The following is a 15,121-nucleotide window of genomic DNA, read 5'->3' on the forward strand; positions in this document are numbered from 1 at the left end:
GAAGCTATTTAGACCAGACCACGGAGGTCTTTTCCCTGAAATAGGGGGATGCTTTCGTGGTTTTCTGCTTTCTGTGGGGTTTCTGATCGAGAGGTGAATATTGTGATCAATTTCCTTCTGCTTAGCACTTTGGACAACACCCGTGAACTGCGGGAGGCAATGAAAGAGATCAAAGAGGAATATGGTAAGATCCTTTCTTTGAGGAAGATCTATTTTTCTGATTGGGACAAAAAACCCGATTATACCCAGATGAAAGAAGCAATCAGCAATGCCCAGGTTATCCTGGTGGATATCCGCGGGCAGTCCCCATTCACCGATTGGGTAAGGCAGGCCATTGCCGGCAGTTCAGCTGTAGTGGCTGTCCTGGTCGGCGGCCACCGCGATATCATGTCTCTGACCAGGATGGGTTCTTTCTCCGGTTCCGATATTCCCAGCCGTGAGGGGGCCTTTGATGTAGAGGCATTTCTTAAGGTCAAAAAATTTAGCGAACTCACCAAAAAGCTGGGGTCGATTCTTCCCCTGGGTAAGCTCAAGCACATGCGCAACTGGGTAGTCGCCTGTGATTACTATGCCGAAGGCGGTACCGAAAACCTGAAAAACCTTTTCCTCTTTATGCTCAAGGAATACTGCGGGAAGAAGGTCAAGGTGCAGCCACCGCAAAAAATGCTGGACTGGGGGATCTGGTGGCCCGACCAGTATTTTCCCGACCTCAAGTCTTTCATCTCCTGGCGTCCTATCGATAAAAATAAACCCACTGTAGGCATTTTCTTTTACGGTGGGATGCATTTTGCCGATTGCACACCTGCAGTGGAAGCCCTTATAGAGAGGATGGGGGATCAAGTCAACCTGCTCCCTGTTTTTTCGAAAGCGGAATATAACCTACCCGCAATGCAGTCCTGTTTCTTTGCTGAGGGGCGGCCGGTTGTCGACCTGGTGGTCAACCTGCAGTATTTCCAGCTGCATGGGGGGCCCTATGGGGGTGCCCCTGAGCCCACCTATGAACTGCTGTCTAAATTGGATGTACCGGTTATCATCGGGTTTCATTCCTACTCTACCGGCATCAGAGAGTGGCAGCGGGAAAACAGACTGAACCCGGTGGAAATCGTGCTCGGTGTGGTTCTCCCGGAACTGGACGGCTGTATTGAACCGATTTATATTGCGGGGCTTAGTTCATGTGGAGAAGATGATCTGCTGGAGGGGGAGGTCAAAGAGAGCAGGGCACTGCCTGAGGGGATCGACCGCCTGGCGGGGCGGATTCTCAAGTGGCTTTCCCTGCGCAGAAAAGCGAATGCCGAGAAAAAATTGGCGATTATTCTTTATGACTACCCGCCGGGAGAGGCTCATTTAGGGAATGCGGGTTACCTTGATGCCCTGGCCAGCCTGAGCGGATTTTTGGAGAAACTGGTGGAGCGGGGTTACCAGGTGACAATTCCTGAGGGTGATCTGGGAGAGTACCTGTTGTCCGGCGGTGTTGTAAATACTCCGCAGTGGCAGTCTGCATCCCCTGAGGTTATGGTAGATGCCGCAGTCTATCAGAAGTGGTATCGCAGTCTGCCGCCCGATTTACAGGAGGAGATGGAAAGAAACTGGGGTGAGCCACCGGGTGACATTATGACGAAGGGTAATCAGTTAATCATACCTGGTGTGTTGCTGGGCAACATCTTTATCGGTGTCCAGCCCTCACGGGGTGTTCACGAGGACCCTGCCCGCGCCTATCATGACAAAGAACTGCCTCCCCACCACCAGTATCTCTGCTTTTACCGGTGGCTGCAGCAGGAGTTTCAAGCAGACTGTATGCTGCATTGGGGGATGCATGGAACTTTGGAGTTCACCAAGGGGAAAGAAGTCCCCGTCTCCCGCAAGTGCTACCCGGAGATCATGACCGGTGATATTCCCCATCTTTACTACTACTGGGTGGGGAACCCTTCGGAATCCACCATCGCCAAGCGCAGAAGCTATGCGGTGACAATTTCTCATGCCTCACCTCCGGTAACAGCATCCAACCTTTACGGTGAGTATCTGGAACTGGAGGACCTGCTGGTGGAATACAGGAAGGCCGAGGGACAGGATAAAGAAAAGCTGGCTGTAAGCATCAGGGAAAAAGCCGGTGAACTTACCCTTCCTGCAGGAGACCTGACTGAACTGGAAACCTACCTCTACCGGATGAAGAGGCGCCTGATCCCCAAGGGCATGCATGTTCTCGACCGGATGCTCTCCGGTGAAGACCTCCTCTCTTACCTGAAAGCAATAGTTCGCTTTGACCGGGAGGTGCCCTCCCTTTACAGGCTGTTTGCTGAACAGAGGAGTGTTCCTTTTGAGAACTTGATCCAGGATGCTGAGGCCTTTGCTGCTGTTGACCGCCAGGTGCACCAGGCCATTGAAAGCTGGCTCGCTGGCGAACAGGCGGCACTGCCGGAGGAAATAGATGCCTACCTGCACAAAGTGAAAGAAAACATCGAGTGTTCATCTGAAAGTGAGGGACTGCTAAGTGTCCTGGATGGCCGTTATGTCCTTCCAAATCTCGCCGGGGATCCGGTGCGCACACCGGAAATTTATCCGGTGGGGCGAAACATGTATGAATTCAATCCGCAGTTGATTCCGACTCAACTGGCACTGGAGCGCGGCGCGAGGACTGCAAATACCGTTTTGCATAAATATTATCATGACCACGGGTGCTATCCCGAATCCGTGGGCATGGTTCTCTGGGGCTTTGAAACACTGAGCACCGGAGGTGAAACAGTTGCCCAGATTCTCAATTACCTCGGTGTGCGCATGGTGCGCAAAGGGAGCCCCTGGTTCAAGGAACTGCAGCTGATTCCCCTGGAGGAACTCGGCAGGCCGCGCATCGATGTTTTCATTACCATCTGTGGTATCTTCCGTGATATATGCGGCAATCAGATCGAACTGATCAATCAGGCTGTAGAGCTGGCTGCCGGTGCAGAGGAAGCAGATGAGCAGAACTATGTACGCAAACATGCTCTAGAACTGGGCGCGGATCAGTCTGCTCCCAACTGCGCCCGCATCTTCGGCCCTTCAGCCTCTGAGTATGGCACCTCCATGCGCACACTGGTGGAAAGCGGAGTATGGCAGGAAGAAAAAGAACTGGTGGACAGCTATGACAGTTCCATGTCCTACTGCTATTACCGGGGGAATGTCCAGGAGAACAGCGAACTTTTTGACCGCCTGGTTTCCAAGGTGGATCTGATCTCCCAGGTGAGGCACAGCAATGAGTACGAGTTTACCGATCTCGACCACTACTACGAGTTCTTCGGTGGGCTTTCACGAAGTGTTGCCGAGAAAAAAGGGGATGCCCCGGAGCAGTGGGTTGTGGATGCAACCGAAGAGATCACTGAGGTTGTTGATGTGGGTCTTTCCATCGACCGCGCGGTGAGGACACGGCTTTTCAATCCCAGGTGGATCGATGGGATGCTCAACCACAAACACCATGGCGCTCAGAAGGTAGCCCAGCGTGTGGAACACCTCATCGGCCTCAGGGCAACTACAGGTAAAGTGGAAAAATGGGTATTTCATGAGGCTGCCGCCCAGTTTGTGCTCGATGAAGAGATGCGGCAGAGGTTATCAGAGAACAACCCCTATGCCGCCCGAGAGATAGCAGAGAAACTTGCAGAGGCACTGGAGAGGGGTTACTTTGAACTTACAGAGGAAGAGTATGAAGCATTTCGGGATGCGGTGCTGGAAATGGAGGCCTGGATTGAGGAAGAAACATAGTTGAGCTGTTTTGCCTGGTGAAGGCTTTAGGATTTTTTTCTCTGGGAAGGAAATTTAATAATTATGTCGAAATGGTATTATCGGAAGAGTATAGAACTATTACTGACAATTGATCCCATTGCGGAAATACGTTTTTGAGTTGACTGCTGTGTATAGGGTTATGCGTTAAGCCGCTCACTATATATAGTGGATCTTTGGATGAAAAACGGCTTTGCAGTGGAATAAAAATTTCATAATTCAGAGCAGGTGCTGTTGTCCGAAAGGGCAGGCATAAAAGGGAAGCCGGTGCAAGGCCGGCGCGGTCCCGCCACTGTAAGGGGGATTCACCTGACAGAGTACCACTGTCTAGTGCTCAATGAAACTCAGTTGAGTGCAGGATGGGAAGGTGTGAGGTGAAGTTGAACCCGAGCCAGGAGACCTACCTGTTCTACCTGGATCAACTACCTACGCGGATAGGGAGGTGGTTTTTATGTTTATTAGAAAACCCTTGTAATCCCCGGCTGTTTGTAGGCCGGGGATTTTATTTTGCAAAGCACTGTGGAGTATTGTTGAGCATGTAGAAGAGCATGTGCAGTGAAAGTTTTCCATACTAAACTCGGAGTATGGGCGGCAGGGAAGGCGATTACCGGTTACCGTAGTAGGATGAAAGATAATTTAGATACTTTTAAGTGGGAGGAGAACTCATGAAAAGGACTGCTTTATTGGTACTGTTTATTTTTTCACTCAGCTTGCTGGCCTTCGGATGTGCCGGCCAGGGGAGCAGCTCAGAAGAGCTGGTTGTCGGTGTAGGGCAGGATACTGTTGACCCTAACGGAGGGATGTGGGAAAGCCGTGGCCTGATCTTTGAAACGCTGGTCACCCTTAATGACAAGGGGGAACCACGCCCTCTTTTAGCAAAAAAGTGGGAAATATCACATGACGGAAAGAGCTATACCTTTTTCTTAGAGGAGAATGTTAAATTCCACGATGGCACACCATTTAATGCCCAGGCGGTGAAGGAAAATGTAGACAAAATGCAGATTGTCTGGGGTAAATACCCTATCGAGAAGGTTGAGGCTGTTAATGACAATACAGTCCGCTTTTCATTTAAAGAACCATACCCGCTCTTTATGTGGCATATAGCCCAAATTGCCGGTGGAATGGTAGTCAGCCCTAAAGCCATAGTAGAGGCTTCTGCTGAAAACAGCGGGGGCATGGATAAAATGCCATCTGGCATGTCAGACGGAAAAGGTGAGCAAAAGGGAACAGATGAGATGCCGGCAATGGGGAAGAGCGAATCCGGGGAGGGCATGTCTAAGATGCCTCCGGCAGCTTCCGGTGAGCAAGGTGAATCCAAAGAAGGCATGGGCCAGATGCCCTCCGGAATGGGCAAGACTGAGGCTGGCAAGGGGTATACAATTAAAGACCCGATAGGACTGGCCCTTATAATTGGCAGAGCATAAGCAGGGACAGTACTGGGTTATGGAAGCTGTGGACGATTATTGGCAGGGGGATGGTGAGCATTAAGCGGATTAAGTACTCAGTGATACCGGATCCCCATTCCAGGGTCATGGCTTTGGAAAGCGGACAAATTCACATTACCGGAATCAGTCCGTTAAGCAAAATTGCTGCTGGAGATATGGTGCTCATTGAAAAAAACAAAGAGTTAGTTTTGAAACATGAGCCTTCTTTTGGAGTTACTCCCATTGCTTTTAATACAACCAAGGGGATTTTTACAGATGATCGTATCAGAGAAGCCTTTGTGAAGTCAGTAAACAGGGATGAGATTAACAAGATATTGACTCCCTGCAGCACCACATTGACGACTCCGGTCGCTCCTGCTTCTCCATTTTATGTTGAGGAATTAAAAGGCAGCCAAAAATATGATCCTGCCGGTGCACAGGAACTGCTGGCAGGGGCCGGCTGGGTCAAGGGCACTGATGGAATGCTGCAAAAAGACGGCAAGCCTCTCCAGGTCAGCCTGACTTATATTGCATCAAACCCTGAAATGGAACAGATCACCAGCATTCTGGAGGAACAGTTGAAAGCGGTCGGTATAAATCTTAAGGTAACTCAGGTTGAGGGTGGTGCACTCTTTGCATCCCTGGCTAAAAAGGATTATGAATTGATCTCCAGCCCGGGGATCGGTGCTTCCTCTTTAGATTTCAAAACTGATTATCACACCAGGGGCCGCTACAGTGTGGGGAATGACAGAGAGCTGGACCAGATGATCGATCAGTATTTTACCGCTGCCAATACTGATGAGCAAAAGAAGATGAGCAAGAAAGTCCAGGAGAAGATCCTTAAAGATCATTTAGTCTTGCTGTACTTTAACAAGAACAAGAGTTTTGCCTATACAGCCAAACTGCAGAATCTTGAACCATCATTGGAAGAAGAGTGTAACTTTTTGCGGCACATCTGGAAAGCAAAATTAAGCAAATAACCACCGGGGGGAAATAGATTGGGCTCATATATGCTGCGGCGGCTCTCAGCAGCCGCCCTTTCCCTGGTAGGGATCAGTTTTATTACTTTCATGCTGGTGTTTTTAGTGCCGGGAGACCCCGCGGAGATGGTAGCCCAGGCCAGGTTCGGCCATGGAGTAGGAACCAGTGAAGTGGAGATGGTGCGCAGCACAGAGGGACTGGATCAACCCTTGGCGGTTCAGTACTGGAAATGGCTGCGGCATTTGTTCAATCTGGATTTCGGGTACTCTTTGATCAATCAGCAGCCGGTGCTATCTCTGATCCAGTCTCGGTTTCCGGCGACGATTCTCCTGGCCTGCACCAGCTTGCTGTTATCTTTGCTGATCGCTGTTCCCGCAGGATCATCTCAGCTTTGTATAAGGATACCTGGCTGGATCTGGGTCTGCGTTTCTTCGCCATCCTGGGAGTGTCCATACCCGGTTTTTGGCTGAGCTATCTGATGATCATTTTTTTCGCCCTGCAGCTGAAATTGCTGCCGGTCAGCGGCTATGGCAGTTTCTCTAATCTGATCATGCCGTCAATAGCTCTAGGTTTGGGGATGGCCGGCTTAACCACCAGGATGCTCAGGGCCAGCCTGCTTGAGGTTTTACAGCAGGATTACCTGAATACAGCCAGGGCACACGGCATCAGGGAGAACAAGGTTTTATTTAAATACGCCTTAAAAAATGCCATGATTCCTGTGCTGACTGTTGTTGCACTGCAGATGGGCTTTCTGCTCAGCGGCACAGTGATCATTGAAAGTATTTTCGGCTGGCCTGGCCTGGGGAAACTCATTTTAGAAGGAATTTACACCAGAGATTTTCCGGTGATCCAGGGTTGTGTCCTCTTTATAGCAGTGTGTTTCATTTTGATCAATACCGGGGTTGATCTGGTTTATTCCTGGTTAGACCCTCGGATCAGCTGGGCGGAGGAAAGATAACAATGTCAAATCTCTTGGAAATACATAATCTTTCTGTAACATATGGTTTAAACGGTTGGAGGGTGCTTGCTGTCCGTGATCTGGGTTTAACCCTTGGTGAGGGAGAAAAGCTGGCTATTGTCGGAGAATCAGGTGCGGGAAAGAGTACAATCGCCAATACGATCATGGGTCTGCTGGGTAATGGCGCAGAAATCCAGGGTGAAATTTATTTTAAAGGCAGTCAGGTGAAACAGGAAACAGTGTCTGAGCTGCGAGGCAAGGAAATTGTGCTGATTCCGCAAAATGTGTTCAATTCCATCAACCCTGTCTTTAGCATCGGAGAACAAATGGAAGACCTGCAGAATGAAGCAAATGTCGCACCGGAACAGCGCCAGGGAAGGATATTGGAACTGCTCAGAAGGGTGCGACTGCCCAGGCCGGAGTCGATACCGGACAGTTTTTCTCACCAGTTGAGTGGGGGGATGAAACAAAGGGTTCTGTTGGCGATGGGACTTTCTCAGTCTCCTTCATTGATCATTGCCGATGAACCCACCAAGGGGCTCGACCCTATTCGCCGCATGGGCATTCTTAATTTGCTGCAGCAACTGGTGAAACAAAACCGGCAGAGCTTGATGTTGATCACCCATGACATCAAGGCAGCCGCTTTTTTATGTGACACCATTACCCTCATCTACAAGGGTGAAATGATGGAGAGACTGCCGGCTGCTCATTTATATGAAAACAGTATGCACCCGTATTCAAAGGCTTTGATGGCTGCTGCACCTGAAAGAGGGCTGCAGGTGCCCAGTCAAATCAACAGTGAATTCAACCATTCTCCTGTGACAGGGTGTTCATATGCCGCCTATTGTCAGCTTTTCCGCAACAGCTGTCTGGAGCAAAGACCTGCTCTGCGTCAAGTTGCTCCTGGCCATTGGGTGAGGTGTGATGCTGTTGCTTGAATTCCGTGAGGTGACTAAGGTATTCCGGCAGAAGCTGCTGAAAAAGGGAAAACTGGAGGCGGTCAAAGGGGTCTCCTTGGAGATTCGAACGGGAGAAATATTCGGGCTGATGGGGGAAAGCGGCTCCGGCAAATCCACCCTGGGCAAGATTGCTCTGGGACTGATGCATCCCTCTTCAGGGGAGGTGCTCTGGGAGGGGAAGCAGTGGACGAGTCTCTCTCCCAAAGAGCGTTTGGCTGTGCAGGGGATCAGCCAGAATCCGTATGGTGTCTTCAATCCCAGGCATAAAATAGGCTATTCCCTCGCAGAACCGCTTGATTATCATCGCTTGCTCAATGATAAAGAGGAGATGAGTCTCCGGATCAAAGAGATGCTCGAACTGGTCAACATGGATGAAGACATTCTGAGCAAATATCCCGGACAGTTCAGCGGGGGACAGCTGCAGAGGCTTGCCATAGCCAGGGTGTTATTGCTCAACCCCAATATAATTGTGGCTGATGAACCCACTACAATGCTGGATCTCACCATACAAGCGCAGATCATGCATTTGTTCAAAAGAATCCATGAACAAAAGGGGGTTGCAGTGCTTTTGATCAGCCACGATCTGCCTGTTGTTGCTGCTCTGGCTCAAAGAATCGGCATCATGTATGGCGGCAGGTTGGTGGAGATAGGGAGTACTGAGGAGATAACCAACAATGCACTCCATCCCTATACCCGCCTTTTTTTGGCTGCAGCCAGGGAAGAATCCATCCCTGAGCCACAAAGCCGTGACAGCGGCGCTGATAGGGGCTGTATCTGCTGCAGCATCTGTGATCAGGCTGTTGAATTGTGCCGCCAAAAAGAACCTGAGTTAATTCGGGTGGCGCCTGAACATGAGGCTGCCTGTCATATGGTCAATTTTGGAGGAAATGGTGATCGCTCTTGAAAAAATATAGTTTGATTATTCCAGCGGTCTTGCTGGTTATTTTGGTTCTAACCGCACTTTTTGCGCCTTATCTGACACCTCATGACCCTTTTGCACAGGATTTAGATAACCGGTTTATGGGCCCATGCAGGGCCTATCTGATGGGAACCGATGATCTCGGCCGCTGTATTTTTTCCAGATTGATCCTGGGAACACGGGTATCCCTATTGATCGGGGTTGCAGTGGTTTCTATTAATACCATAATTGGTACTCTGGTAGGGTTGATCAGCGGTTTTGGCCATAAGATCATTGATTCGATCATGATGGGCATCATCGACATCCTGCTGGCTTTTCCCGGCGCTATTCTAACCCTGGCGGTAGCAGGTATCCTTGGTCCAGGCTTGCTCAACATGATCATCGCCTTGACTGTCCTGGGCTGGGTAAGCTATGCCCGCTTTGTGCGGGGCATGGTCTTGTCTTTGAAGGAAAGGGAGTTTGTTGAAAGTGCCCGCTGTTTGCGCTTTGGAAACGTTCATATCCTGTTTAAGCACATCCTGCCCAACTGCCTGGGGCCAATTGTTGTTTTATCCAGCATGGACATGGCCGGTGTTATTTTGATGGCTGCAGGCTTGAGTTTCCTGGGTTTGGGGGTGCAGGGTTCCTTCCCGGAATGGGGTCTGATGCTCAACCAGGGGAAGGATTATCTGAGGATCGCTCCCCATCTTGCCACCTGTCCCGGATTGGCCATCATGGTTGCGGCATTGGCTTTTAACCTGTTGGGTGACGGACTGCGTGACCTGCTGCAGGGTGAGGGAGTACATTTCAATTAAGAAAGAAGATGTGCAGACACCTGAAGGGCATCATACTCTCGGGTGAGGGATAAGATTCAATTTATTATTGGAGGGCTGAGTTCAATGGATAAATTCAAAGTGGTGATGGCAACTGTTGCCCCACTTGATTCGCTGGTGGCTGATCTGTCAGCGGGCCTGGAGCAGAACTACAGGCTGCATGTTGATATTGAGCTTTATTCACTGCATGAGAGTGGAGAACTGGCGGTTGATCGCAGAGATTTAAGCAAGGATTTGAAGTTAGCTGATTTTGTTTTGCTGGATCTGATGGGGGCTCAGGAGGGGTTAACTGATTTCATCTGCACTGTTCTGGCAGAAACTGATAATGCGGTGATTCCCACGAGCTATATGCCTCCTGTGATCATGCAAAGAGCCAGGATGGGATCATTTTCTCTCAATGAGTCGATTGCTTCGATGAAAAAAATGATGATGATGATGAAACAGTCACAGGGGATGCCTGGGCAAGAGTCCCAGATGATGTCTGAGATGGTGAAGAAACAGTCACCGGGGATGCCTGCTCAAGAGTCTCAGATGTCCCAGATGATGATGATGGATATCTCAAAGATGTTGGGCATGATGGTTGCTTTTCTGCCGGCTGAACAAAAAAGGGATGGCCAGAACTGGGTTTTAGCATTCAATTATTGGAACAACGGCGGTCGTGAGAACTTGAAGAATCTCTTTTTGCTGCTGGCAGGAAATTGCAAGGGCTTGAGTGTCCCTGAGCCGGATCCCCCGCAGGAACTGCCGGATGTGGGTATATACCATCCGGTAGATCAAAAAGTCTTTGTTTCTTTAGAAGATTATCTGGCTGCATACCCTCTTGATGAAAAAAAGCCTACTATAGGAATTATGATGTATATGGGCAGATATGGCGAGGCTTCTCAAGCGGGTGCGAAGGCTCTCTTTCAAAGATTGGCAGCTGAATGCAATGTGATCCAAACTTTCTTTTATACGGCTTCCAACCAGAGATTCGACAAGCTGAAGGGTTATTTTTACTATAAAGGCAAGCCTTTGGTGGATGCGCTGGTCAATCTGTCATCTTTCAGATTGAATGTGGGTCCCCGTGGGGGGGATCCGGGCAGCACCATCGCCGATTTGAAAAAACTCAATGTTCCGGTTTTTCACCCGGTGCCCATGAATAGAAAAAAAATCAGTGATTGGATGGAAGAGGAGTCACTGATGCCCAATGAGGTAATTATTAACGTAATCCTGCCGGAACTGGACGGGTGTATTGAGCCCATTCCTATCAGCGGCCTGAAGAGCCTGGGATATGATGAGGTGCGCGGTGTGGATATGCAGGGTGCAGCTCCTATTGAGGAGCGGGTGGATAAGATCGCCGGGAGGGTATTGAGCTGGCTGCGCTTGAGGAATAAGCCCAATGCGGAGAAAAAGGTGGCCTTTATCCTCTACAATTATCCACCGGGTGAGGACAACATCGGGGGAGCGGCTTACCTCGATGTGTTTGCCAGCATGAAAAAGCTGCTGGGGGAATTGAGAGAGGCGGGCTATCAAACCGGTGAATTACCGGAGGAAAAGCTGCATCAGCTTTTTCTGGATCAGGGCATTGTAAACTCCGGAAAGTGGCTGTCCGGGAATCTGACAGCCGGCAGTGCTGTCACTTTGGACAAGGACATTTATGAATCCTGGTTCCGCGACCTGCCTCACTGCAAGGAGTTGCTTGAGGAATGGGGCCCGCCGCCTGGTGAGGTGATGACGAACAAAGGCAGCATTATGCTGCCCGGTGTGGTTTTCGGTAATGTCTTTATTGGGCTGCAGCCATCACGGGGCCTTCATGAAAAACCGGAGAAAGCCTATCACGACAAATCCATACCCCCTCACTACCAGTACCTTGCCTATTATAAGTGGCTGGAAGAGGTGTGGAGGGCTGATGTCTGTGTTCATGTGGGAACACACGGCACTCTGGAGTTTACCAGGGGCAAAGAGGTGGGGATGTCGGGTGATTGTTATCCTGACCAATTGATCGGCAGCATGCCGCATCTCTACATTTACCATGTGGCAAACCCCTCTGAAGCGGTGATAGCCAAGAGAAGAAGCCAGGCTGTGCTGGTCAATTACAACTCACCCCCGGTGACAACCTCTGAGCTTTATGAGGATTTGGCTGAACTGGAGGTGTTGATCGGTGAATACCATGAAGCTCTGATTCAGGATCCACTGCGCAGTGAAAGGGTGAAAAATGCCATTCTGGAAAAGGCCGCTGCAGCTAAATTTACCGGAACAAATATCGATGAACTTCACGATCAGGTTTTCCGCATCAAAAGGTCGATTATTCCCAAGGGCCTGCATGTCCTGGATGAAGGCTACAGCACCGATGAGGTGATCGATTTTGTTACCTTTATTTTGCGGTATGACCGAGGAGCGGTACAGTCACTCAACCGTCTGCTCTGCCAGGTGGAAGGGATCGATTATGATCAGGCTGTCCGTAATCCGGCCATGGTAGTTGATGGCAGGTCATATGCCGGACTGCTGGAAGGGATCGATACCAGAGCAAGGGAATTGGTGAGCCGGTCATTTTCTTCATCAATCAAGGAGGCTGTGTCCGGTTTGCAGAATGCCGGGGATATCTGTGCTGAGATTAAAACAACTCTGGAATACGGGCATCAGGTTGCTCAGGAGTTGCAGCGGAATGAGGAAATCTCATCCCTCCTGGAGGGGTTGAATGGCGAATATATTAAACCCAACATTGGAGGGGATCCCATCCGTACCCCGGATGTACTGCCCACCGGGCGCAATACCTATCAGTTCGACCCCCGCATGGTTCCTACTGAGGCTGCTTACACCCGGGGCGCGGAAATAGCTGAGAATACCGTCTCCCACTACTATAAAAAACACAGCTGCTATCCGAGGAGTACGGCCATCATCCTGTGGGGTTTCGAAACATCCAAGACCCAGGGGGAAACAATCGGCCAGATCCTGCGTTATCTTGGGTTGAGGGTGGTGCGGAAAAGGGGCGCCTGGGGTCCCCAACTGGAGGTTATCCCCCTGGATGAATTGGGGAGGCCGCGCATCGATGTGGTTGTCAATATGTGCGGGTTTTTCCGCGACCTTTTTCCCAATGTGATGGAACTGCTTGATGATGCCTTTCACCTGGTGGCCGAGCTGGATGAGCCGGTGGAAATGAACTATGTCAAAGAGAATTCATTTGCCCTCTTTAATGACTTGAAAGATAAAATAACTGATGTGGAGGCTGCCTGGAATATTGCCGGCGCGCGGATCTTTGGCCCCCCTGCGGGTGAGTATGGAACAAAAGTGCGGGGGCTTGTGGAAACCCAGAACTGGACAGAAGAAGATCAGCTGGCAGACGCCTATTTTGACAGCATGGATTACCTGTATACCAGGGGTGTGCGGGCAAAAAGGATGGATCAGCTCTTTCGCAGGCAGCTCGCCGGGGTCGAGGTGATCTCCCAGGTGCGCAGTTCCCATGACTACGAGATCACAGATCTTGATCACTATTATGAATACTTCGGCGGGTTGGCCAAATCTGTTGAGGTTGCCGGCGGCAAGAAGCCGGAAATGCTGTTCAGTGATACAACCCAGGAGGTGATCATCACTGAAGATGTGGAAGCAGCTATTTGCAGGGGAGTAAGAACACGCCTCCTCAACCCCAAATGGATCGACGGACTGCTGAATCATGACTACCACGGGGCACAGCATATCGCTGACCGCGTAGAAAACATGGTGGGGTTAGCGGCCACTACCAATCAGGTGGATAACTGGATCTGGAGTGATATCGCTGAGCGCTATATCTTTGATGAAGAGATGAGAAAACGCCTGGAAGAGAACAACCGCTGGGCTGCTGCGGAAATTATCAGCAGGCTGTTTGAGGCCCACAGGCGGGGTTACTGGGAGGCCACTGAAGAGGAATTGGAAAAACTGCGTGAGGCCTATTTGGAGCTGGAGGGAGCTATAGAGGAACAGCTGCAGAGCATCTAATGCAGGTGTTGTGATCAGGTACCTGCTTTTTTGGTATATTCAAAAACAGATTCTAGATACTGCCAGTAGAGATTCAGGGATTCTGAGATGCTTTCATATACAATAATGTCGTCTATTTCTTCATACTCATGTACAATTATATTGCGTTCACCTGTGGACGGGGCAAAATATATCTGTTTGCTTTGTCAAGTTGTCATTTTCGCTCTTCTATTAATCTGCTCAGGTATGAATCGGTTGCCCGATAAAAAGGTGACCCTATTATTCTAGTTCCTTTTGATACTCCCTCACAAAACGCACACCGAACAGGGGTGTATTGATACAGATATCAGGTTTTTCAAAGTGTACTGCCTGATCTATCTGGAGAAGCCCTCCTTCAATGGTGTATGCGAGGGGATCTATGGCAAAGAGTGTGGCATGGAAGAGTAATCGCCTAGCCATGGGATCTTTGCCGGCCTGGTCTGTGAGCCAATGATGCAATTGTTCTTTATTGAAATTTATTAGTGACAGCATAAATCCGGTGATGATAGCCGGAGAAACCAGTTTCCCCAGGATGAAAAAAACAGAAATTGATTCTACTAATTTAGTGTAGCTGCATCCAGTGTTTACAGCTGTTGACGAATTTGTGTTGTCAGATGATGTTGTTTTTTTTTGAATTATTGTGATCACCATCATAAATCTGCATGATCGTATCGATCGTGAACTGCCATGCAGGGCAGGATTCACCGTCGAAATTTAGCAGAGCCATATCTGCTGAAGTGAGTTCATTTTGCGTATTGTTCTCTATGGGAACAGGTATGCCGATCGAAGCCAGGCTTTTTAACATATTTTCCGATGGAGCAAGGTCTCCACGCAAGACCCTGGAGAGATTTGAATGGTTCACTCCCGCCTCTGATGCAATAGCCCGAATGGATTTACCTGGTCTGTATTGTTTTAATAGCTCTCTCAAATGGTTTCCTTGTTTTTGATCCCTATTTTTTCAATGACATTAACCCTCCTGATTGGTTTCAACACATTTCATATTGTATCATAATATAATACAAATACTACACATTTCAAGTCCACAGATGTTGCAATAGTAGTCGTTTTGTATTATAATTATAAGTACATTAATAATACAAAGCAACAAATATATTTTTATGTTGTTGCAGTAATGATGGGACAAGTATCGGGGGAGGTGGATTTATGCCTCCTCCTAATCGTATTTCCAGCGGAAGGGTCAAATACTATAATAAGGAAGGAGCAAGAGAGGAGATGACACAATTGTATCATTCGAGATTTTATTAGATTTGGATTATCAAATTTCAATGTCGGTGATTCGACGATTAAGGGTTAAGGTGGACAAGGCAAGAGGGCAGGGTATAAGGATAAGA

General features: G+C 49.3%; 12 protein-coding genes and 1 riboswitch. Of the genes, 9 read left to right on the plus strand and 3 right to left on the minus strand.

The genetic code is table 11. The features are described 5' to 3' along the window. Positions 1-102: 102 nt before the first annotated feature. From bchH (SSCH_RS13500) to bchH (SSCH_RS13535), 9 genes are all read left to right on the plus strand, one after another. Positions 103-3,729 carry a magnesium chelatase subunit H gene (gene bchH / locus SSCH_RS13500; RefSeq protein WP_198142491.1) on the plus strand — a complete coding sequence of 1,209 codons (3,627 nt, stop codon included), beginning with the start codon at positions 103-105 and terminating at the stop codon, positions 3,727-3,729. A gap of 227 nt (positions 3,730-3,956) precedes the next feature. Next, positions 3,957-4,169: riboswitch (cobalamin riboswitch) on the plus strand. A 243-nt stretch (positions 4,170-4,412) separates the two neighbouring features. Beyond that, complete coding sequence (locus SSCH_RS13505) at positions 4,413-5,171, plus strand: ABC transporter substrate-binding protein (protein ID WP_044665923.1); 759 nt, start codon at positions 4,413-4,415, stop codon at positions 5,169-5,171. A gap of 26 nt (positions 5,172-5,197) precedes the next feature. Continuing rightward, positions 5,198-6,151: an ABC transporter substrate-binding protein gene (locus SSCH_RS13510; protein ID WP_232294486.1), complete on the plus strand. Its 954-nt coding sequence runs from the start codon at positions 5,198-5,200 to the stop codon at positions 6,149-6,151. A gap of 18 nt (positions 6,152-6,169) precedes the next feature. Further along, complete coding sequence (locus SSCH_RS19570; RefSeq protein WP_198142492.1) at positions 6,170-6,622, plus strand: ABC transporter permease family protein; 453 nt, start codon at positions 6,170-6,172, stop codon at positions 6,620-6,622. Beyond that, positions 6,544-7,110 (plus strand): ABC transporter permease, encoded by a 567-nt coding sequence (locus SSCH_RS19575; RefSeq protein ID WP_198142493.1) that lies wholly within the window; start codon positions 6,544-6,546, stop codon positions 7,108-7,110. Before SSCH_RS19570 ends, SSCH_RS19575 begins: the two co-directional genes overlap by 79 nt. 2 nt (positions 7,111-7,112) lie before the next feature. After that, the gene (locus SSCH_RS13520; RefSeq protein WP_052835667.1) at positions 7,113-8,048 is read left to right on the plus strand and encodes an ABC transporter ATP-binding protein; all 936 of its coding nucleotides are present in this window, start codon (positions 7,113-7,115) and stop codon (positions 8,046-8,048) included. Continuing rightward, positions 8,035-8,973, plus strand: coding sequence for an ABC transporter ATP-binding protein (locus SSCH_RS13525; RefSeq protein WP_044665925.1), 939 nt, complete (start codon positions 8,035-8,037; stop codon positions 8,971-8,973). Before SSCH_RS13520 ends, SSCH_RS13525 begins: the two co-directional genes overlap by 14 nt. Next, positions 8,970-9,782: an ABC transporter permease gene (locus SSCH_RS13530; RefSeq protein WP_044665926.1), complete on the plus strand. Its 813-nt coding sequence runs from the start codon at positions 8,970-8,972 to the stop codon at positions 9,780-9,782. Before SSCH_RS13525 ends, SSCH_RS13530 begins: the two co-directional genes overlap by 4 nt. An 84-nt stretch (positions 9,783-9,866) precedes the next feature. Further along, positions 9,867-13,751, plus strand: coding sequence for a magnesium chelatase subunit H (gene bchH / locus SSCH_RS13535; RefSeq protein WP_052835668.1), 3,885 nt, complete (start codon positions 9,867-9,869; stop codon positions 13,749-13,751). 14 nt (positions 13,752-13,765) lie between these two features. Here the strand turns inward: bchH (SSCH_RS13535) and SSCH_RS22100 are convergent, their stop codons facing one another. The 3 genes from SSCH_RS22100 to SSCH_RS18470 all read right to left on the minus strand — a co-directional run bounded on the left by SSCH_RS22100 (position 13,766) and on the right by SSCH_RS18470 (position 14,697). Further along, positions 13,766-13,924, minus strand: a complete 159-nt coding sequence (locus tag SSCH_RS22100; protein WP_084711200.1) for a HepT-like ribonuclease domain-containing protein — start codon at positions 13,922-13,924, stop codon at positions 13,766-13,768. An 85-nt stretch (positions 13,925-14,009) separates the two neighbouring features. Next, on the minus strand, positions 14,010-14,189 hold the full coding sequence (locus SSCH_RS20480) for a hypothetical protein (RefSeq protein ID WP_156972308.1): 180 nt from the start codon (positions 14,187-14,189) through the stop codon (positions 14,010-14,012). Positions 14,190-14,379: 190 nt separating this feature from the next. Further along, the gene (locus SSCH_RS18470) at positions 14,380-14,697 is read right to left on the minus strand and encodes a helix-turn-helix domain-containing protein (RefSeq protein WP_156972309.1); all 318 of its coding nucleotides are present in this window, start codon (positions 14,695-14,697) and stop codon (positions 14,380-14,382) included. Positions 14,698-15,121 lie beyond the last annotated feature (424 nt).

This window comes from Syntrophaceticus schinkii, assembly GCF_000946815.1.
In the GTDB taxonomy this organism is placed as follows: domain Bacteria; phylum Bacillota; class DSM-12270; order Thermacetogeniales; family Thermacetogeniaceae; genus Syntrophaceticus; species Syntrophaceticus schinkii.

Bases quoted from the DNA above. Each gene is read 5' to 3' on its own strand.
- SSCH_RS20480 (WP_156972308.1), bottom strand. From the start codon at position 14,189: ATGGCTAGGCGATTACTCTTCCATGCCACACTCTTTGCCATAGATCCC.
- bchH (WP_052835668.1), top strand. From the start codon at position 9,867: ATGGATAAATTCAAAGTGGTGATGGCAACTGTTGCCCCACTTGATTCG.
- SSCH_RS13525 (WP_044665925.1), top strand. From the start codon at position 8,035: ATGCTGTTGCTTGAATTCCGTGAGGTGACTAAGGTATTCCGGCAGAAG.
- SSCH_RS13520 (WP_052835667.1), top strand. From the start codon at position 7,113: ATGTCAAATCTCTTGGAAATACATAATCTTTCTGTAACATATGGTTTA.
- SSCH_RS13505 (WP_044665923.1), top strand. From the start codon at position 4,413: ATGAAAAGGACTGCTTTATTGGTACTGTTTATTTTTTCACTCAGCTTG.